Raw genomic sequence first — 20,502 nt, 5'->3', positions numbered from 1 at the left:
TCATTCCCTCTGGGTTGAATTCGACTGAACGAGAAGAGATTCCATGGATTCGACCGCCGTCAGCCGATGCTGAACGGCTGCCCGTAGAGGGTCGTCTTCGAGTAGTGATCGCCGATGATCTCGACGACGGTGTAGGCCCGCGCCTGGGCGTAGCCCGCGCAACCCTGGATCTCGATCTCGGCATCCTGGTACTCGACCGAGTAGGTGCCCGGCTTCAGGATGTCCTTGTAGTCGATTTGAACGAATTCGACCTGACCAGGGCCGAGGTTGACGCCGACCGAGCCGCCGAGGCCGCCGCCGCTGAGGTTGATGCTGCCGGAAACACCCGCGGAGATGGCGTTGTCGGCAATGCTGACCTGGCAGCCGACGAGGTAGCCGGTGCTCAGCTGCGAGGTCCCGTGTGTCGAGGAGTTGTTGGTGCCGGATGCGCCGCTCGGGCCGTTGTTCGGGCCGACGGTGCCCTCGGGCGTCTCGGTCACCTCGGCGATCGCATTGCCCGAAACCCAAGCGACGCGCCCTGCGCCGTTCGCCGATAGCGACGGCGACACGATCGCTCGTTCACCGTTGCGGGTGATTGTGACCCCCGGACCGGCCTTCTGACCGTCCGGTAGCGGGACGAAGACGTCCGCATTCGCCGCACCGGTCGACAGCAGTCCGACAGCGACCACCGCGCCCGCACCGGCGATACCGATACTCCGGCGCGGACCAGACTTGCGATAGTGCGTCATAGTTCCCCTCATCAGGTGTTTCCCATGCGATTGAGACGGTTCGCGATGCCCATCCGATCCCGGGCATCGGCCGTAACCTGATCTGTAGTCGGGGTCCGAGCCGCGCAAGTTCCGATAGCAAACCTGTGGCATGAGTCACTGACGTTGCAGCCCACGCAGCGGCTGGCGCATCGTCGGCCCACGCTGGCGCTGACCGGGCAAGAGGAATCAGGTGGCACGCCGCCACAACCGCCGCGACACAACCGCCGCGCCGGTCGGTCCGGCAGGGGGCGGCCATGCTGGTGCGGCACCGCGGACGCGGTCGAGGACGGCGCCGGCTCGCTCCGGAACAGTGTCGCCGCTCTCGTCGATGCGCATGGGCAACGTGGTCAGCGCGATGTGGATGGTTCTCGAGGGACTTCAAGCCTGGCGCGCGGCGGAGCTGTCGAGCTCATATTGTGCGCGCTGGGGGTGGAACATGAGGGAGCTCGGCGAATCGCCACCAGCCCCTGCCCGCCCATACGCTCGAAATCTGATTTTCGGCCTGAAAGGCCGAGTGCTGCTTGGGCTCAGATGTGCGGAGCGCCTTATTCGCCGCGGAGTCTGCGGTGGTAGATCTCGCGTACCGCCGGATCTGGTTGGGCATAAGCCGTTGTCGCACCGGTCAATTCGGCGACGGCGAGCTGTGCGCGGTAGGGCAGCAGCTGGGCCGACTTGATGATGGCCGCGAGTCTGCGGGGGACGGTGGTCAGTGGCTTGTTCGTCAGCACCGATTTCACGATGGCCTGTGCGACATCCTCCGGATCGACCGTGGTCAGCGGCGTGATCCAGTGCGGCATATTCGCACCGGCCGACAATTCGGTGCGGACGATGCCGGGTAGCACCGCGCCCACGTGCACGCCGTGCTCCTTCATCTCGAGGTGCAGTGCCGAGGTGAACCCGACCACCGCGTGTTTGGTCGCACAGTAGGTGGCCAGGCCCGGAAAGCCCTGTGTCCCAGCCAAAGATGCGATATTGATCAGGTGTCCGCTGCCGCGGTCCTTGAACCGTTCGACGGCAAGCCGCGAACCGTGGATCACCCCGTTGAGGTTGATGGCGATGATCCGATCGGTCATCGCCTCGTCCTCGTCGATAAACAGACCGGTCGGCATGATTCCCGCATTATTGACGAGCACGTCCAACGGCCCCAACTCGCCGTCCACGGTGTCGAGGAAGGCGGCGAACGAGGCCCGATCGGTGACATTCAGCGGTAGACCGACGATCTTGGCATCCGGGTCGGCGCCCAACTCCGCCGCCGTCTTGGCCACCAGTTCGACATCGATATCGCCGATCGCGACCGCGGCGCCCGCCGCGAGAAATGCCTCGGCGGTGGCACGTCCGATACCGCGCGCCCCTCCAGTGATCGCGACAACCTTGCCGGTGAGCCTCACGTCGCCCTTCGATGTGCTGGACATGTCATCGGCCTCCTACGGTCCTATTCGGCGGCAATACCACCAGTGTCGAGCTTTGCCGCCGGATCGTGCGCGGATTCGGTATAACCCCAGCGCAGCGCTAAGGGCCCTCCGGCCTTCTCGTACGCCCTCAGTAGCCTGTTACTCGCGGGTATCGCCCGTGACCACAGACTCATCGGAGAGGGCGAATGACCGAACGGACCGAGGGCACCACATCAGACGGGGACGGCGACTCCAGTGTGGAGTTGGACAAGACTTCCGAGACGAAAGCGTCCGATGCGAAAGCCGACAGGTCGGGCCAGCGATCGCAGCGGCAGTCGGGAACCGTGTCGATTCGCGTCTCCACCGTGGTCCTCGGTGCGGTAATCGGCGCATTGGCGATCGCGGTTTGTATGTTGACCGGATTTCTGTGGTCGGCGCGCGCCGATCTCGCCGATCAAAAGGATCGGGCGGCCGCGGACAAGAAGGCCGAACAGGTGGCCACCGAATACGCGGTCGGCGCGGCAACCGTCAATTACCAGGACATCCCGTCCTGGGTGGCCAAGCTGAAGGCGAATACTGTTCCGCCGCTGGCGAATAAGTTCGATGCGACCGCACCCAAGCTCGAACAGATTCTGGTTCCGTTGAAGTGGAACTCCACCGCCGCACCGATTACCGCAAAGGTGATGTCGGATCAAGGCGGTATCTACAAAGTCGATGTGTTCGTAAATGTGAGTTCGACGAATGCGCAGAGCCCGGAGGGTGCGCAAACAACGGTGACCTACAACGTCACGCTGGATAAGAACTCGGACTGGAAGATCACCGATGTCGGCGGCGTCGGCGGCGCACTGCCGCTGAAGTAGGGCCGCCGGAGTTTCGGAGGTTGAACCTATAAACTCGCCGACGAGATCGGCGTTGCCGGACATAAACGCGCCGCCGCCGGAGAAATCCGACGGCGGCGCGTTGTGGTTTGCGGGGTCTGGATCAGCTGGCGACCCCGGCGAGTTCCCGCTTCTTCGCCTCGCGGGCGAGCATGCGGTCGCGCTGCTCTTCGAACTTGATGACATCCTGGCCCAACTTCTCCAGGAACAGGCCGAGCCGCTCGCGAACGGCCTCACCACGCGCGGTGTAGTCGTTGCGCTCGAAGATGCTCCACTTCTTGAGCACCGGCTGCACCACCTCTTCGAGGTGCTGACGCAGGTCGTAGATGCCGTGCTTGGCCATCAGTACACCGTTGCGGCGGAAGTTGGGCATGCCAGCGCCTGGCATCTGGAAGTTCTCCAGGATCAGGGTGATCGCCTCGATGGCCTGGTCGGGGGACAGATCCAGGGCCGCGCCGCACATATTGCGGTAGAAGATCATGTGCAGGTTCTCGTCGGCGGCGACGCGCTGCAGCATGCGGTCGGCGATCGGGTCGTCGCAGACCCTGCCGGTATTGCGGTGGCTGACCCGGGTGGCCAGCTCCTGGAAGGTGACGTACGCAACCGAGTGCAGGAAGCCCGCATCGGCCTCGGTGGGGGAGGCGAACCCGTTGGTCATATGGACCATGCGCGCCTCTTCGAGCGCCACGGGATCGACGCCGCGGGTGACCACGAGGTAGTCGCGCATGACGATGCCGTGGCGGTTCTCCTCGGCGGTCCAGCGGCCCACCCAGGTGCCCCAGGCGCCGTCCTGGGAGAAGTTCTCAGCGATCTCGCGGTGGTAGGAGGGCAGGTTGTCTTCGGTGAGCAGATTGGTGATCATGGCCGCCTTCGCGACCTCGCTCAGGCGGGACTGCTCCGGGTCCCAGTCCACCCCGCCGAGTGCCGCGAAGTTGCGGCCTTCATCCCACGGGACGTAGTCGTGCGGATGCCATTCCTTTGCCAGGGAGAGGTGCCGGTTGACGTTTTCTTCGGCAACCGGCTCCAACTCCGTGAGCAGCTCGAGTTGAGTCAGATCCCTTGCCATATACAAGCCCTTCATGTGTGCGTGCGCTCTTGCGGGTCAGTCTCCCGAGTAGACCGGTGTCGATGCGGCCATACCTTACGGCACCGTAGGTGTGATGCGAAACGCATCCGGCTGTCAAAAGACACCTCGTGATAGAGGTCATACGCCGACGTCGGCGTTCGACAGCCATCCCGAGTGTAGGGGCTCGGCCCGCAGCGATGGGTTTATCGCTACCGGCCGTCAGTCGTTAGCCCGGCGTGCCGCAACGCACATGGTCGGGAGTGTCGCGGCGGATGTTGTTCAGCGCTTGCTCCCGAAGAGGCCGCCGAGGATGTTACCGAGCGCACCACCGGCGTTCTTGGCCAACGCTTCTCCGATCGCGCCGCCGATGCCGCCGCTCTTGCCGCTGCCGCCGAGCAGACCACCGAGTATGTCGCCGATGCCGCCGCCGGACGGTGTCTGCGGTGCCGCGGCGCCATCGCCGCCACCGGACATCTGCTTGGCCAGGTAGGCCATCACGATCGGAGCCAGCATCGGCAGCAGCTCGGCAACCAAGTCCTTGCCGCCGGTGCCTTCGGTCGCGCCGAGCGCGCTGATCACCGTGCTCTTCTCCGCGCCGAAAACCTTGTCGACGATCTTCGACCCGTCGGCGATATCGACCTTGTCGACATCCACCGCGCCCTCACCTTCGATGAGTTCGCCGTGCTGGTCCAGAGCGCCGACCAAGGAGGCCGCGCCCTCGGGCTCGGTCGCCCTGGCCTGCAATCCGCCGAGCAGCGTCGGCATTGCCGCCTTTACCGCATTCGTTGCGGTGTCCTGGTCGACGCCCAACTTCTCGGCGATCTGTGCGATGGGAACCTGGGAGAGCAACTCATCGAAGGAAGTCATCAGCTCCGCCTGTTGTCGAGGGATGCCCCCGGTGTGCGGGGACGCGCCCACAGTAGGGGAAGAACCGCGCGAAAATGAGCTGATTCGTCGTCGGTATCGGTGCGCGTCGCGGGTGCGCACGGGCCGGAAAAAGACTCAGGCGTCCGGTTTGTCACCGGACGCCTGACAGGGTGCCCCCAGTAGGGCTCGAACCTACGACCTGCGGATTAAAAGTCCGTAGCTCTACCAACTGAGCTATAGGGGCGCGGAGGGACAGTGTAGTGGGCCTGGCGCGGATCGGGTAACCGGGGGCGGGGCGGGTCGCGAGTGCCGCGGTTCGGTTCGCTCGGGGTTGCCGGGCGGCGCAGTCGAGTCATGCTGTTGCAGCGGGTAACACGATGCGTGCGCGCGGCGATGCTGCCGGTAAACGTTTGGTACCCAGCTTTGTTCATTCTGCCCGTGCCGAGCTACCATCCAATCATGTTGCGTACCAATATCTTTGGATTTGCAGGGGGTGTAGGGCCAGCGCGCGGGGGGACGCAGCGAGGCGGCTGGCTGGTGTCGCGTGGTCGGCATCGCGGCGACCGGTCCGCTGGTCGGCTCGGGTGAACAGCGCTGCGTCGCTGTCGAATTCGGGAATCCGAAGGGCTCCGTCGTGTGATTGCGCGATGTTAGCTGTAACAGATATCTGGATGTTTCAGCGGCTCGGGTCTTCGGTTTGCCGCGTGTCGGATGGCCTTTCCGGGTACGGTGACGACTTGGTGAATTACGGAGGAATCGCCGACTTACCCGGCGATCCGGAATTCGGCTTATCGTTGTTGTGCCCGAACGTGTCGCGACCGGTACGGCCGATCGTGACTTCCTACGAGTCGACGCCGGGGGAGGCAGATCCGAGACGAAGTAATGCCCAGGTGCGCACCCCCTGCGGCGCACCTGGGCAAGAAAACTATACCAGCTGGTGTGTTTCAGGATTTCCGCAAGTTTTCGTACCGAAAGTTTGAAACTGGGCGAAATCCCGGTTTGAAGTATTGATAAAACTCATAACTTCGCGCCAAGGGTCCGTTCCTTTGGGGGGCACCGTTTGGCGGCGAGTAGGCTTCGGAGGCGTTTCGAGCATGGCACGGCAGCAAGAGCGGGCCCGCCGGACACGCGCGGCGATAATCAGGTCCGCCGCCGTTGAGTTCGGGAAGAGCGGCTATGCCGCTGCATCGCTCAACCGCATATTGGAAGGTTCACGCGCCACCAAGGGCGCCATGTACTTTCATTTCGATTCCAAGGAAGACCTGGCACGCGCCGTGCTCGAGACCGCGGTCGAACGATACCGGGCATCGGCCGAGCGTTGGCTCGCCAGAACGGATCTCGGTCCGCTCGACGTTCTGCACGGGATGGTCGACGAGATTGCATTGCGGCTCGAGCACGACATCATCGTGCAAGCCGAATTCCGGCTGATCATCGAACCGGACTTCTACCGCGACGTGCAGACCGGCGGCGGTCGGATCCTCGGCCGCGCGACCAGAGCGCTCGCGATCCGCGCCATCGATCAGGGGCAGCTGCGCGCCGACGCCGATCCGGACCGCTTCACACGCACCCTCTCGGCCGCACTGGCGGGCCAGCGCTACCTGGTCGACATCCTCGGCAGTGGGGTCGATCTGCGCACCCGGTTCCAGGAGGCGCTCGAGGTCGTGGTCGAGGCGATGGCGACCCAGGAGTGGGTCGAGAAGTTCCGCAATGACGGCTGGCGCGCCCAGGCTCGGCTCGAAGAGCTCGGTTTGGGAGCCTGAACAGCCGATTTGGGAAACGTGGCCGGTCTGTCATAAGCTATCCCAGCTCCCAACGGACAGCCGTTGAAGCCGATCCGGAGAAATCCGGGGCGAGCCCCCTTCGTCTAGCGGCCTAGGACGCCGCCCTTTCAAGGCGGTAGCGCGGGTTCGAATCCCGTAGGGGGTACGGTCTTCGGATCGTTGGAAGTAACGCAAGGCCCTGTGGCGCAGTTGGTTAGCGCGCCGCCCTGTCACGGCGGAGGTCGCGGGTTCGAGTCCCGTCAGGGTCGCAAGTAAGCGCCGGAGCAATCCGGCGTTTCGCGTATGGCATTCACCATAGGTGCCTGCGGCCAGGTAGCTCAGTTGGTACGAGCGTCCGCCTGAAAAGCGGAAGGTCGCCGGTTCGATCCCGGCCCTGGCCACTGAATCCCCTCGACATAACACCTGGTCGGGGGGATTTTTGCGTCTATATCCGCGTGGACACCTGCTCGTCGTGGACCACTGTTGACTGCCGAGAACCGAGGTTCGGCGCACGGTCGAATTGTGAGGTTCGTCTCTTTCGCTGATTCGCTCATCGATAGCCCTTGCTGCTGTCGCGCGTATCGGCCTGCGCTTGCGATGTTCGCTATCGAAACTTTGTTCGATTAAGGTAGTCTTCGCTCATGCCGGACCTTTCTCGCCTCGACCGGGCACGGACGAACCTCGAGCAGGTTCGCGGGCAACTCCTCGACGCTGCCGCGTTCGGCAAGCACCTGACTCCCGAGCAGTTGGAGAACGCGGCCGGAAAGATCGGCGAGGGTATGCGAATCCTCCTCGAGGCGACCCAAGGGCGCGCCCGCGGATAGATCGCCCATCCGCACCGATCGGCTCCTGATCCCGTATGGCCGGAAATCTCGGGTGTGGTGATCATGGTGGTGAGATGCTGAGGGGTATGGCGGAGAAGTGGTACTACTGCTTGAAGCATCAGCGGGCCGAGAATGGGAAGCAGTGCTGGTTCCGGGATCGGATGGGGCCGTATCCGGATCGGCAGACGGCTGAGCGGGCGTTGGAGATCGTGCATGCACGCAATGCCCGGGAGGATGCTCGGGATCGGGATTGGCGCGACAGGGAGAAGTAAGCCCATCAGGGGTGGTGTGGGGCAACTGATTTCGTTGCGCGTTCGCCGACTTCGGGCTGGGGTGCTCGGGTGGCCTACCGCGCGATCCGCGAGGTAGTCGGCACATCGCTGGAAAACGGGCGGCAGCGCGAGCGCATATGCGCTCAGGAGCTCTTTAGGTCGATCAAGTACGGTTCTTTGCAATCAGACGAATGCTCGGGGTCCTGTCGTGGGTCAGCGGGCTGGAACAGGTGAGCAGGGAGGGCGACCCTTGAGGGTTACCGTTGTTGTGCCGACCTACAACGAGCGGGAAAATCTGCCGGTTGCGGTGGAGCGGCTGACGGCGCTGCCGGTGCCCGACCTGCATGTGCTCGTGGTGGATGACAATTCGCCGGATGGCACCGGTGAGATCGCCGACAAGCTGGCGGCCGAGCTGCCGAACGTCGTCGGCGTGCTGCACCGGACCGAGAAGGACGGATTGGGCCGCGCCTACGTCGCCGGGATCACCCGGGCGCTGGACGAAGGCGCCGACGTGGTGATCCAGATGGACGCCGATCTGTCGCATCCGGCCGAGGTCATTCCAGCGATGCTGGAGAAGCTGAACACCACCGACGCCGGTGTCGTGCTCGGGTCGCGCTACGTGCCTGGTGGTTCGACCGCCGAGGAGTGGAAGTGGTACCGCAAGGCGCTGTCCGCGTGGGCCAACTTCTACGTGAACCTGATCCTGCGGCTCGGCGTGAAGGATGCGACCGCCGGATTCAAGGCGTGGCAGGCCGACACCCTGCGTGCCATCGATGTGGCCTCGATCCGCAGCAACGGGTACTCGTTCCAGGTCGAAATGAACTACCGGACCGCGAAGAAGGGCATCGCGATCGCGGAGGTACCGATCCGGTTCGAGGAGCGCACCCTCGGCGCCTCCAAGATGAGCCTCAAGGTGCAGTTGGAATCGGCACTGATGCCGTGGAAGTTGCTGTTCGGCCGCTCGGTCTAGTCCGGCGCTGGCCAGTTCAGCAAGGTGTCCAGGTAGCGCTGACGGACGGCCTCGACCTTGTCGTCGAGATCGTTCGGATCCCAGCCGCTGACGTCGATCGGGTCGAGGATGGCGACATCCACTGTGCCCTTGCGCGCGATCATCGAATTGCGCCAGTTGATTTCGCCCGCATTGCGGATCACCACCGGGATCACCGGCACCCCCGCCTGTATCGCGATGTGGAAGGCGCCCTTCTTGAACGGGCCGACACCCGGCGTGTAGGAGCGGGTCCCCTCGGGTGCGACCGCGATCGACAATCCGTCGCGCAATGTCCGCACCACCGGGGCGAGGGCCGCCTTCGCCTGCGCGGTATTCGCGCGGTCGATGAAGGTGACCCCGACGAACCGCATCAACGGACCGAAGATCGGATTCTTCGTCAGCTCCTTCTTGCCGATTCCCGTCACACCACCCTCGAGCACCTTGGGCAGGATGATGACGTCGAATTGGCTCTGATGGTTGAACAGGAAGACGGCCGGCCTCGGCGCACGGGCGTTTTCCGCACCGGTCACCCGCAGCCGGATCCCGGTCGCTCCGAGTGTCGCACCGGTCCCATAGGCCATCAGCGCATCGGCCATCTTCCGGCGCTGACGGGTGTACGACTTGGTCAGCACGCCGAATAGCGCTCCACCCAGCAGTCCGACGAATCCGGCGATGGTGCGCAGATAGTCGCTCGGGCGCGGCGGCTGCCGGGGCCGGAAGGTCACGGTCGGCCAATGCTGTTCGACGGCAGCGATACCGAGCTTGCGATCGGGATTGACCACGACCGGATGCCCGACCACCGACAGCAGTGGCAGATCGGCGATGCTGTCGGCGTAGAAGTAGCTGCGGGTGATATCCAGACCGTGCGCCGCGGCGAATTCGCGGACCGCATCGGCTTTGCCATTGCGCCACAGTGTCTTTCCATCGGCATAACCGGTCAGTACGCCTTCGGTCGTCGCCATCCGGGTGTACAGCACATGCTCGATACCCAGCTCTGCCGCGGCGGGCTCGACCTGGAATCGGGTCAGCGCGGTGACGAGCACGACGGTATGTCCCGCGGCCTCGTGCGTCCGGATCAGCTGCCACGCTTCGGGATACAGGTGTCCGTAGATGGCGCGCCGGAACAGTCGTTGGCCCAATGTCTGCAGTTCGGCTTCCGGCTGGTCGGCCAGCGAGCGCATGGCCTGCTGCAGAAAACGCCCGTATTCGCCGTCGGTGAGCCCGTTGCGGATGCTGCCGAGCAGTATGCTCGCCGGAGTTCGGGCCTCGTCGCGCCGAAATACCCGCCGCGACCACGACGGTCGTGCGAAACCGTCCACCACGGTGCCGCCGAAGTCGAAAACCGCGGCGACTTCCCGTCCCTGTGGACCGGATCGGATCGTGGCGATCGCCGCGGCCAGATTCGCTGGGGCCGCTCGACTCTGCGGCTCCGCGGTATTCGGTACTCCCATCAGGCCCCCGGTCCGGGCCGATTGGACGGATCCAGCGCCGCGGCCTGCGAGATCAGGGCGGCGATGGTCCGCAGCTGGTCGGCGAACTCGATTCTGCGCCGGGTCAATTCGGCCCTCCGCTTGGCCGAATCATGACTCACCCGAGTCAGCAGGCCGTGATTGTCCGCGAGCTTCAGTGCGCTGGTGAACAGTTCGGTGGAGACCGACTCCGGACTGTGCAGCCGCTGCTGCAACATCATCTGCTTGCCGACCGCGACGCATTCGTCGATGAACTCCTTGCGGTCGATCTCCTCACCGCTGTCGCGGGCCGCCAGCCGCTCGGCCACCACCAGTTGCGCGTCGACGAACGGGCGCAGCGCACGCTGGGCCATCATGAATCCGGAGGCGGTGAGCTTGTGCAGAATGTCCTCCCCGAGGGTGTCCTCGGCGGTGTGGGTGTACCAGTCCGGGTCGACCAGCAGCATCTCCGCGGTCATCTGCGCCGAGAATTCGGCCCGTTCCGGGAAGAAGAATTCGAACTTCAGCAGGTCACGCAGCCGGAAGGCCTCGTCCCATCCGGCCCGCAGCTGATCCGGCGCCCGCATCTCCAGCGCTGCCAGGATGGACAATTCGAGGATGGCGCGATTGATGAACCAGTGCACCGTGTTATTGCGATAGAACGCGGCCTCCAGATGCGCACCCGCCTCGATCGAGTACACCGGTTCCAGCCCACCGCGATACACCGTCACGACCTTGGCCAGCGACAGCTGCTCGAGCACGACCGCGAGGCTCTGTTCATCGCGCAACGCCGCCAACTCGCCGTGCGGCAGGTCGCGCTTCTCGATATAGCGCAGCACCGGGGTCAGTACGGTGCGCACCTCGCCGAGGGTGAGCGCGCGCTCGTGTACACCGAGCAGTGCCAGCGTGACCAGCGCGTTGACGGTAATCGGGGTGACCGCGTTGATGCCGACGGCGACCTCGAAGGCCAACCGCTGCACCGCCTTTCGCTCCAGCTCGTCGACGTCGACAGACTCCGTCGCATCGGTCGGCTCGGTCCCGGTCGGCTCGGTGCCGTGCAACGGAATGACCACCGCCGGCGGCCAGAGCGGATCACCGAATGCCGCAAGGCGATCGCGCGCCGACAGCGGGGCACCGAACCGCACATAGACGTGTCCGGCCGAATGCTGTTGGCTGCGAACATAACGCGCCAGCCAGGCCAGCCCCTCCGGCTTCTTCTTCCCGCCCACCTGTTCGGTGGCGATGGCGCCGAGTTCGTTGAGCCGCTCATAGGTGATCGAGACGGGGACGAGCATGACATCGTCGATCCGATTCGAACGGACCGCGGCGGCAAGATAGTTCAGCAGTCCGTAGCGTGGCGGGCGCAGCTTTCCGGTGCGCGTGCGGCCGCCCTCGAAGTACCACTCCAGATTGAATCGCTTGGCCAGCAGATAGGCGAAGTACTCCTCGACCACCGCTTTGTAGACCTCGTCGTCACCGAAGCTGCGGCGAATGAAGACGGTGCCGGTGCGTCGGGCGATCGGTCCCATCGGCCAGAAGCTCAGATTCGCACCGCCGATCACATGATTCGGTGGGAAGTCATTGCGGGCCAGCACATCACCGAGGACGAACGCGTCGACATAGGATCGGTGCGAAGGCAGGAAGACCAGTGGATAGCGCCGGTTGAGCGCGCGCAGTCCGTCCAGACCGGAGTCGTCGGAGTCCACATTCCAGGTCGAGGCGTGGACCGGGCGCATGGCCTGGGTGAACAGATCCGAGACCAGTCTGCTCTGCGCGGCGACGAGTTCGCGCAGCCCCTTCTCGGCCCGCCGGTACACCTCGTGCGGACTGACGCCGAGCTGATCGGCGATCAATTCGAGTCTGCGCAGGAATTCGGGGGAGTCCAGGATCTCCTCGGCCACCAGCCGCGGCACCTTGTACCGGTCGCCGATGACGGAGCGTTCGGCGCGTTCGAGCGCGACCACCGCCGCGCGCACGATGGCGCGGGCGAACGGCTCGGCGGAGCCCTTGAAGAGCAGTGCCGCCGCCTCCGGATTGTTGGCGCGCAGTTCGCTGAGCAGGGCGGGTTGACCGGTGAGCACCACGTGCCGGTCCGGCATGCCGACCAACCGGCGCTGCGCAAAGCGGTTCGGCTTGCGTGGATTGGTCAGCATGGCCAGGTCGGCGAAGGTGATGCGCCGGACCCCGTCGCGCTCGGGCGGTAGCCATAGCACCCGGATCGGCACCACGAGTGGATCGTCGCGCCGCCCGACCAGCCGGCCGCCGATCGCGCCCGCGTCCAGATCCAATTGGGTGACGGGTGCGTCGACGCCGAGTTCGTGCTTGATCCCGCCGTCGGCGAGCCAGGTGCCGACGAGTTCGCGTTCCACTCCGGAGCCTGCGTCGATCAGCGCCACCACCGATTCGGGTGCTGTCGCTCGAGCCGGAGCGGGCGAATCCCCGCGGTGATCGATCATGCTTGTCCTCCGCAACTGCCGATCCCCCTATTGAAGCCCGCCAGGGGATTCCGCGCAGGAACTCCGGCGGGCGAGTTGCCCACGAGCTTTGTGCGCGGCGTCCGACACGAGGCTTTCGATCGCTGCCGATCGTGATCGCGAACTAGGCTGCGCGCATGGATTGGGCGTTACGCGCGTGCGGCTGGCACGGCCATTACACCTACGCGCCGGACGAGCAGGATCTGGCGGATCGTTTGCATGTGCAGACCGTGGCGGGGGTCGCGTGGCGGTGTCTGCGCTGCGGCACCTTCGTGCCGGGCGAACCGGTGGGCACCGGGCCCGCCGACCACGCGCCCGAGGTGCCGCGCGGGCGGCTGCTGCGGGACCGCTGGCTGATGCGGGCGCTGGCGATCGAGCGGTTGGTGCGCGGATTGCTACTGGTGGGGGCCGCGCTCGCCGTTTTCAAATTCCGTTCCTCGCGCGAGACCATGCGGGCGGACTTCGACCGGGATCTGCCCTTGCTGCGGCCGCTGGCCGATCAGATCGGGTGGGATATCGACCGATCCAAGATCGTGCATCTGATCGATCAGGCGTTCTCGCTGTCGAATACGACGTTGCTGTGGGTGGGCATCGGCGTCCTGTGCTACGCGGCGCTGCAGGCAATCGAGGCGGTCGGGCTGTGGTTGGTCAAGCGCTGGGGCGAGTACTTCGCGGTCGTCGCGACCAGTATCTTTCTGCCGTTGGAGATCTACGAGCTGACCGAGAAGATCACCGTCCTGCGCATCGGCGCGTTGCTGATCAATATCGCGGCGGTGGTCTGGCTGATCTACAGCAAGCGGCTGTTCGGCCTGCGCGGCGGTGGGGCCGCGTACCACGCGGAGCACAGTACGGAGAGTCTGTTGAGCGTCGAGCGTTCCGCGCTCGCGGTGCCTGTGGAGTAACGGTTTTCGCGATCGGTGCTGTGTCAGTCGGCACAGTAGCGGCCTAGACAGGTAATGCTAACCTTACTTTTCAAAGTTAGGTCAGCATAACCTTTGGAGGACCGTTGTCGACCACGGAGCGCCTGCGCGTCGAGTATGTGACCGATCCGGCGTCAGCGATGTCCCGGCTGGCGGCGGCCGAGCGCTTCGGCGAGTACGTGATGTACGAGCGGCCCGGCGAATGGGTATTCGCCGCCGATCCGCTCGGCGGCGTCGAACTCGATGCGAACGAACTGCGCGTGAGCTGGGACGGGCGCAGTACGGCCAGTGCGTGGGAGGGCAGTCCGGCCAGCGTCCTCGACCGTGCACTCGGCACGCTGCCACTGGGTGGGCGACAGGCCTACGGCTGGATCGGATTCGAGTTCTGCGCATGGGCATTGAACGCGACCGCATATCTGCATCCGCGAACGACACTGGCCCATCTGATGATTCCGCGCATCGAGGTGCGGGTCGGCGCATTCGGTGTCCGGATCTCCGGTGCGACACCCGCCGAGGCCAATGATATTCACGATCTCATCGCCGCCTCGCAGGACGCCGAACTGCCGCAGGCGCATCCGGTCGATGTGCGCCTCGATCCGACCGGCTATCGCGATCGGGTCACCGAGGCGGTCGCGGAGATCCGTGCCGGCCGCTACCAGAAGGTCATTCTGTCCAGGAAGGTCGATCTGCCGTTCGCGGTCGACGTGCCGGCCACTTACCGGCTCGGCCGCGGCAACAACACTCCGGCACGGTCGTTCCTGCTGCGCCTCGGTGGGCTGGAGGCCGCGGGATTCAGCCCGGAACTGGTCGCCGCCGTCGATGAGGATCGGGTGGTCACCACCGAGCCGCTGGCCGGGACCCGCGCCTTCGGCCTCGGTGCGGCCATCGATATGGCGGCTCGCGCCGACCTGGTCACCGATCCCAAAGAGATCGTGGAGCATGCGATTTCGGTTCAGACCTCCTTTGCCGAGATCACCGAGGTTGCCGATCCCGGCACGCCCGCGGTCTCCGACTTCATGGCGGTTCGGGAGCGCGGCAGCGTGCAGCATCTGGCCTCGACGGTGCGGGGGCGCCTGGCCGCGGACCGTTCCAGTTGGGACGCGCTGGAGGTGCTCTTCCCGTCGGTGACCGCCTCCGGCATTCCGAAGCGTGCGGGCGTGGATTCGGTATTCCGACTCGATGGCGCGCCGCGCGGCCTGTACTCGGGTACCGTTGTGACGGTTTCGCCGTCCGGTGCGCTGGAGGCCACGCTGGTGCTGCGCGCGGTCTACCAGACCACCGAGGGCGCCTGGCTGCGTGCTGGCGCGGGCATCGTCGGGCAGTCGCGGCCGGAGCGGGAATTCGAGGAGACCTGCGAAAAGTTGGGCAGCATCGCCCCCTATGTCGTCAAGGCGCAATAGCGGACCCATCAATATCGGGGTGTGCTCCGAATATCTGCCGGGGCAACCCGGTTTATCGGCGACAACCGGGTATCGATCGGGGGTGGCGTACTTCGGACTCACGCCACCCCCGATCGTCCGGTCAGTTGTGACCGGCGCGCAGAGCCTTCTTGTCGATCTTGCCGACGGCGGTGACCGGGAGCCTGTCGGCTTGGCGCACAAGGTCCGGGAGCTTGTAGGTGGCCAGACCGCGATCGGTCAGGAAGGTCTTGAGCTGGGCCAGGGTCGGCATCTCGCCGTCGGCGACCAGAACGGCACATACCTTTTCGCCGAGCGCGGCATCGGGGATGCCGACCGCGGCGGCATGGCGGACGGACGGGTAGGCGAGCAGATGTTCCTCGAGTTCGTCGCAGGAGATGTTCTCGCCGCCGCGGTTGATGACGTCCTTGATGCGGCCGGAGACGATCAGGTGTCCGCTGGGGAGGCGGCGCACGAGGTCACCGGAGCGGTAGTAGCCGTCTGGGGTGAAGGCGCGAGCGTTGTGTTCGGGGGCACGGTAGTAGCCGCGGATCGTGTAGGGGCCCTTGGTGAGCAGTTCGCCCTCCTCGCCGGGTGCGACATCGTTGCCGTCGGCATCGACGACACGGACCTCGTCGGCGGGGGATAGCGGACGGCCCTGAGTGGTGCAGACGAACTCGGCGGTGTCGTCGAGACGGGTGTAGTTGAGCAGACCCTCGGCCATGCCGAATACCTGTTGAAGTTGTGCGCCGAGTGCTGGTTCCACCTCGCGGGCATTCACCTCCGCCAGTCGGGCGCCGCCGACCTGAAGCAGTCGCAGCGAGTCGAGATCGGCGTCCTCCCATTCGGTTGCCGCACACCAGAGTTGGGCCAGCGGCGGCACGACCGCGGTGACCGTGACTCGATGGCGTGCGATCGCCGCGAAGGCGCTCTCCGGACTCGGATCGGTGGTGAAGGCAACGGCCGCGCCGACCGCCACGGTGCCGAGGATGCCGGGACAGGCGAGTGGAAAGTTGTGTGCGGCGGGCAATGTCGCGAGGTATACATCGTCCTCGGTCAGTCCGCAGATCTCGGCGCTCGCGGTGGCGTTGTAGACGTAGTCGTCATGGGTGCGCGCGATCAGCTTCGGCAGGCCGGTGGTGCCGCCGGAGACCAGCATCAGCGCGATATCGCTCGGGTCGATGGTCGGGAGTGAACCGCCGTCGCGGGGAATCGAATTCAGATCGGTAAAGGCGCCGGGATCGCCGAGTACGAGAATGTGGCGCAGGGTGGGCACGGCCGCGCGGACGGTGTCGGCCAGTTCGCGGTAGTCGAAGTCGCCGAGCCGGTCGGCGACGATGTAGGCGACCGCCTCGGAAAGTCCGGCCAGCTGCTCGATTTCGGCGCGGCGGTGGGCGGGCAGGGTCAGTACGGGAATGATTCCGGCGCGCAGCAAGCCGAACAGGACGGTCAGGAACCGCGGCACATTCGGCAGTTGGACAACCACCCGATCGCCCGGTTCGATCCCGAGCGCGAGTAAGCCGTGCGCCATCCGGTCGGCTTCGGCGTCCACCCACGCGTAGCTGCGTACGCCATCCGCATCGAGCAATGCGGTTCGGCCCGGGTGCTGGGTTGCCGTCGCGCGCAACAGGTCGCCGAGCGGTCGGCCGGTCCAGTAACCGGCCGCTCGATATGTCGCGGCGTCGGCGGCCGGATAGGGGACGTAGCCGTCGCGATGGGTGGGCGAGGTGGGTATCGAAGTCACGGTCTGCCTCACAGATGCCTGGTAAGGGGATCTACTGCATGATCAGGGTCTCATAACATAGGTTAGGCAACCCTATCTCGGTGCGATAGGCTACCGCCGAGCAGTCTCGATCCGCCGGATGCGGCGGCGACCAAGGAGTGGCAGCGCCAGATGGAGCCAGCACAGCGACCGGGGAACGGGGCGGGGACAACGATCGGTCGGGAGGAAATCCGCGCCGCAATCGCGAAGCAACTCGACGTGTCCGTCGAGACGATCGCCGACGGTGACGATCTGATCCAGTTGGGGCTCGACTCCATCCGCACCATGAAACTCGCGGGCGGCTGGCGTAAGCGCGGCATCGATATCAACTTCGCGCTGTTGGCCGCGAATCCCACGGTGGACGGCTGGTACGAGTTGCTCGGCGGATCCGCCGGAGATAGTGCTCAGCCGGGTTCGGAGGTGTCGGATGCGGTCGTGGATCGGGCCGACGATGAGACTCCCTTCGCGCTCGCGCCGATGCAGCACGCGTACTGGATCGGGCGGTCCGAGTCCCAGGAGCTCGGTGGCGTCGCGGCACATCTGTATGTCGAATTCGACGGTGCGGGAGTCGATCCCGCGCGACTCGAGCGGGCCGTCGACGCGCTGGTGCGGCGGCATCCGATGCTGCGCACGCGGTTTCTGCCGGATGGCACCCAGCAGACCATGGCCCGGCCGGGTCGCTCGGTGTGGACCTGCACCGATCTGCGTGATCTGCCGTCGGAGGAAGCCGAGCGCAAGCTGGAGTCCTTGCGGGACGGCAGAACTCATCAGCGGATGGCGGTCGAGGACGGCCAGGTCATCGATATCGCACTGACGCTCTTGGCCGACGGCCGGACCCGGCTGCACCTCGATGTCGATATGCTCGCGGCCGATGCGATGAGCTATCGCATCCTGATCAGCGATCTGGCTCGGCTCTATCACGGCGAATCGCTGCCGCCGCAGACCTATACATTCCGGCGCTACCTCGAGCAGAACCCGAGCGGTACCGGTGCCGAACACGAGCGGGATCGACAGTGGTGGCAGCAGCGCCTGCCCGAGCTGCCCGGCGCGCCCGAACTGCCACAGGCATCCGCGGCTTCGGGGGCAAGCCGCACCGTGCGGCACCACCGCTGGCTCGCGCCCGAAGCGAAAGCACGGGTGTTCGAGGCCGCGCACGCCCGCGGCATCACCCCGGCGATGGCACTGGCTTCGGTGTTCGCCGAGACCATCGGTGGCTGGTCGGCACAGCGTCGGTTCCTGCTGAATCTGCCACTGTTCCACCGGGAACCGGTGCATCCGGAGGTCGACGGCGTGGTCGGCGATTTCACCTCCTCGGTACTGCTCGAGGTCGATGTGGCCGAACCGGCGACCGTCACCGAACGCGCGCGGGCAGTGCAGGAGAATCTGCATGCGGCGGGCGCGCATACGGCGTATTCAGGACTGGAGGTGCTGCGCGACCTCGGGCGCCAGCGCGGTGAACCGGTACTCGCGCCGATCGTCTACACCAGTGCGCTCAATCTCGGTGAACTGTTCGCCGATACGGTGACCGAGACCTTCGGCGATCCCGTCTGGATCATCTCGCAGGGTCCGCAGGTGCTGTTGGATGCGCAGATCACCGAGGTGCGCGGTGGGCTGCTGCTGAACTGGGATGTGCGCGAATCCGCCTTCCCCGTAGGTGTGATCGAGGCGATGTTCGCGCGCTACATCGACGCCATCATGCGGCTGGCCGGAGATATCGGCTCCGGTGAAATATCGTCGGCGGCCGGTTGGGATGCCGAGGCCGCGCTGCGGATTCCGCTGGAGCAAGCCGAAACTCGCGCCCGGGTCAATGCCACCGCCGGACCTGTAAGCGGACGACTGCTGCACACCAGCTTTTTCGCCAATGCCGTGACGAATCCCGATGCGCCCGCGCTGATCTGGGAACCGGGCGGCGTCATTTCCTACGGCAAGCTCGCCGCCGAGGCGCTGTCGGTCGCCGGTGCGCTGCGCGATGCCGGTGTGCTGCCGGGGGATTCGGTGGCGGTACAGCTGCCGAAGGGACCGGACCAGGTGGTGGCGACCCTCGGTGTGCTGGCCGCGGGTGCGGTCTATGTACCGATCGGCTTCGATCAACCCGCCGCCCGGCGCGCGGAGATTCTGCGCACCGGTAACGCGGTCGCTGCCGTGACGGTCGGTGTCGAGCCGATCGCGGAGGTCGGCACCGTCGCTTTGGCGGAGGCTCGCGCCTATTCGAAGCCGTTGGCGCGTCCCATCTTCGGCGATCCGGAAACCCTCGCCTACGTCCTGTTCACCTCCGGATCGACCGGTAAGCCCAAGGGCGTGCAGGTCCCGCATCGCGCGGCCATGAACACCATCGACGATCTGAACGAACGCTTCCTGGTCGGTACCGCGGATCGCGTGCTCGCCCTCTCGGCACTGGAGTTCGACCTGTCGGTGTACGACATCTTCGGCCTGCTCAGCGCGGGCGGCGCGGTGGTCGCGGTCGACGACGCGCAGCGCAGTGAACCGGCCGACTGGGTGGAACTGATTCACCGCCACCAGATTTCGGTGCTCAACTGCGTGCCGAGCCTGCTCGACATGCTGCTCACGGCCGCAGCCGGGGCGCCGCTCGGCTCGCTGCGCACCGTCATCCTCGGCGGTGACTGGGTCGATATCGCGTTGCCGGGTCGGCTCGACGCCGTGGCGCCCGCGGCCCGCTTCGCCGGGCTCGGCGGCGCCACCGAAACCGCCATCCACTCCACCATCTGCGAGGTCGTCGACGGTACGGTGCCCGCGGAATGGACCGCCGTCCCCTACGGCACTCCGCTGCGCAATGTGCGCTGTCGCGTCGTCGGCCCCACCGGCCACGACTGCCCCGATTGGGTGACCGGTGAACTGTGGATCGGCGGCGACGGCGTCGCTGCGGGCTATCGCGGCGATCCGGAACGCAGCGCCGAGCGCTTCGTCGTACACGACGGCATGCGCTGGTACCGCACCGGCGACCTGGCCCGCTATCTGCCCGATGGCGCACTGGAATTCCTGGGGCGCGCCGATCATCAGGTCAAGATCCGCGGCTACCGGGTGGAACTCGGTGAAGTCGAGAGTGCGCTGCGCCAGGTTCCCGGTGTACATCACGCCATTGCCGCCGTAGTGGGTTCCGCCGCACCGAAACTCGTGGCCGCCCTGGTCCCCGGGGCGCAGACCGAACTGGTCTCCGAGTCCGTACTCGCGGCCGCGGCGGAACTCTTGCCCGCCTACATGATTCCGACGCGGCTCGAAATTCTTGCGGAACTGCCGCTGACCTCGAATGCCAAACCGGATCGCAAGGCGGTGCAGGCGGTACTCGAACGCGCCGATGACGCAGTCGAATTCGTCGAGCCGCGCACCGGCTTGGAACGCGCACTCGCCGATATCGTCGGCACGGTCCTCGACACCGCACGGGTCGGTGCCACCGACGACTTCTTCGCCCTCGGCGGTGATTCCGTCCTCGCTACGGCGGTGATCGCCCGCGTCCGCGAGTGGCTGGACACACCGGACGCGATCGTCGCCGACCTCTTCACCGCCCGCACGGTGGCGGGTCTGGCCGCACGTCTGCTCGACCGCGAAGCCGACCAGGGCTCGACCGGAAGGCTGGAGACGGTCGCCGTGATGTATCTGGAGGTGGCGGCGATGAGCGACGACGAGGTGCTGGCCCAGGTTTGATGGTTGTCATCCGCTGCGGCGCAGCGGATGAGACTCACCCCGCACA

The 20,502-nt window shown here is 65.7% G+C and carries 15 protein-coding genes and 4 tRNA genes; 11 read left to right on the top strand and 8 right to left on the bottom strand.

The features are described from left to right. Positions 1-59: 59 nt before the first annotated feature. Together ACQP1G_RS43300 and ACQP1G_RS43295 are read right to left on the bottom strand one after the other, a co-directional pair. Positions 60-728, bottom strand: coding sequence for an MspA family porin (locus tag ACQP1G_RS43300; RefSeq protein ID WP_433196107.1), 669 nt, complete (start codon positions 726-728; stop codon positions 60-62). Positions 729-1,294: 566 nt separating this feature from the next. Continuing rightward, a complete protein-coding gene (locus ACQP1G_RS43295; protein WP_433209320.1) occupies positions 1,295-2,137 on the bottom strand; it encodes an SDR family oxidoreductase in 843 nt (280 codons plus the stop codon). A gap of 209 nt (positions 2,138-2,346) precedes the next feature. On the opposite strand from ACQP1G_RS43295, the gene ACQP1G_RS43290 reads away from it, so the two are divergent. Further along, positions 2,347-3,000, top strand: a complete 654-nt coding sequence (locus tag ACQP1G_RS43290) for a hypothetical protein (protein WP_433196105.1) — start codon at positions 2,347-2,349, stop codon at positions 2,998-3,000. Between the two features lie 121 nt (positions 3,001-3,121). On the opposite strand, the gene ACQP1G_RS43285 is transcribed toward ACQP1G_RS43290, so the two are convergent. The 3 genes from ACQP1G_RS43285 to ACQP1G_RS43275 form a co-directional block, all read right to left on the bottom strand. Further along, positions 3,122-4,084, bottom strand: a complete 963-nt coding sequence (locus ACQP1G_RS43285; RefSeq protein WP_433196103.1) for an acyl-ACP desaturase — start codon at positions 4,082-4,084, stop codon at positions 3,122-3,124. Positions 4,085-4,363: 279 nt separating this feature from the next. Continuing rightward, positions 4,364-4,951, bottom strand: a complete 588-nt coding sequence (locus ACQP1G_RS43280; protein WP_433196101.1) for a DUF937 domain-containing protein — start codon at positions 4,949-4,951, stop codon at positions 4,364-4,366. A 171-nt stretch (positions 4,952-5,122) separates the two neighbouring features. Beyond that, a tRNA-Lys gene (locus ACQP1G_RS43275) sits at positions 5,123-5,195 on the bottom strand. Between the two features lie 850 nt (positions 5,196-6,045). On the opposite strand from ACQP1G_RS43275, the gene ACQP1G_RS43270 reads away from it, so the two are divergent. From ACQP1G_RS43270 to ACQP1G_RS43240, 7 genes are all read left to right on the top strand, one after another. Next, a complete protein-coding gene (locus ACQP1G_RS43270; protein ID WP_433196099.1) occupies positions 6,046-6,711 on the top strand; it encodes a TetR family transcriptional regulator in 666 nt (221 codons plus the stop codon). Between the two features lie 93 nt (positions 6,712-6,804). Further along, a tRNA-Glu gene (locus ACQP1G_RS43265) sits at positions 6,805-6,877 on the top strand. 29 nt (positions 6,878-6,906) lie between these two features. Next, positions 6,907-6,980, top strand: a tRNA-Asp gene (locus ACQP1G_RS43260). 58 nt (positions 6,981-7,038) lie between these two features. Beyond that, a tRNA-Phe gene (locus ACQP1G_RS43255) sits at positions 7,039-7,112 on the top strand. A 240-nt stretch (positions 7,113-7,352) separates the two neighbouring features. After that, complete coding sequence (locus ACQP1G_RS43250) at positions 7,353-7,535, top strand: DUF6374 family protein (RefSeq protein WP_433196097.1); 183 nt, start codon at positions 7,353-7,355, stop codon at positions 7,533-7,535. A 74-nt stretch (positions 7,536-7,609) separates the two neighbouring features. Continuing rightward, on the top strand, positions 7,610-7,807 hold the full coding sequence (locus ACQP1G_RS43245; RefSeq protein ID WP_433196095.1) for an SPOR domain-containing protein: 198 nt from the start codon (positions 7,610-7,612) through the stop codon (positions 7,805-7,807). A gap of 250 nt (positions 7,808-8,057) precedes the next feature. Further along, a complete protein-coding gene (locus ACQP1G_RS43240; RefSeq protein ID WP_433196093.1) occupies positions 8,058-8,777 on the top strand; it encodes a polyprenol monophosphomannose synthase in 720 nt (239 codons plus the stop codon). Here the strand turns inward: ACQP1G_RS43240 and ACQP1G_RS43235 are convergent. Next, on the bottom strand, positions 8,774-10,246 hold the full coding sequence (locus ACQP1G_RS43235; RefSeq protein WP_433196091.1) for an HAD-IB family hydrolase: 1,473 nt from the start codon (positions 10,244-10,246) through the stop codon (positions 8,774-8,776). The genes ACQP1G_RS43240 and ACQP1G_RS43235 overlap by 4 nt on opposite strands. Next, a complete protein-coding gene (locus ACQP1G_RS43230; protein WP_433196089.1) occupies positions 10,246-12,699 on the bottom strand; it encodes a glycerol-3-phosphate 1-O-acyltransferase in 2,454 nt (817 codons plus the stop codon). The genes ACQP1G_RS43235 and ACQP1G_RS43230 overlap by 1 nt, the downstream gene beginning before the upstream one ends. 155 nt (positions 12,700-12,854) lie before the next feature. Here ACQP1G_RS43230 and ACQP1G_RS43225 point away from each other — a divergent pair, with 155 nt between their 5' ends. Both ACQP1G_RS43225 and nbtS read left to right on the top strand, forming a co-directional pair. Further along, positions 12,855-13,619, top strand: a complete 765-nt coding sequence (locus ACQP1G_RS43225; RefSeq protein ID WP_433196087.1) for a DUF2127 domain-containing protein — start codon at positions 12,855-12,857, stop codon at positions 13,617-13,619. Positions 13,620-13,723: 104 nt separating this feature from the next. Continuing rightward, the gene (gene nbtS / locus ACQP1G_RS43220; protein ID WP_433196085.1) at positions 13,724-15,037 is read left to right on the top strand and encodes a nocobactin biosynthesis salicylate synthase NbtS; all 1,314 of its coding nucleotides are present in this window, start codon (positions 13,724-13,726) and stop codon (positions 15,035-15,037) included. Between the two features lie 121 nt (positions 15,038-15,158). Here the strand turns inward: nbtS and ACQP1G_RS43215 are convergent, their stop codons facing one another. After that, positions 15,159-16,778, bottom strand: a complete 1,620-nt coding sequence (locus tag ACQP1G_RS43215) for a (2,3-dihydroxybenzoyl)adenylate synthase (RefSeq protein ID WP_433196083.1) — start codon at positions 16,776-16,778, stop codon at positions 15,159-15,161. A gap of 150 nt (positions 16,779-16,928) precedes the next feature. On the opposite strand from ACQP1G_RS43215, the gene ACQP1G_RS43210 reads away from it, so the two are divergent. Further along, positions 16,929-20,456, top strand: coding sequence for an amino acid adenylation domain-containing protein (locus tag ACQP1G_RS43210; protein WP_433196081.1), 3,528 nt, complete (start codon positions 16,929-16,931; stop codon positions 20,454-20,456). The last annotated feature ends 46 nt before the right edge of the window (positions 20,457-20,502 follow it).

It is taken from the genome of Nocardia sp. CA-107356, from assembly GCF_050946365.1.
In the GTDB taxonomy this organism is placed as follows: Bacteria; Actinomycetota; Actinomycetes; order Mycobacteriales; family Mycobacteriaceae; genus Nocardia.
This window is presented reverse-complemented; position numbering and strand designations above follow the sequence as displayed.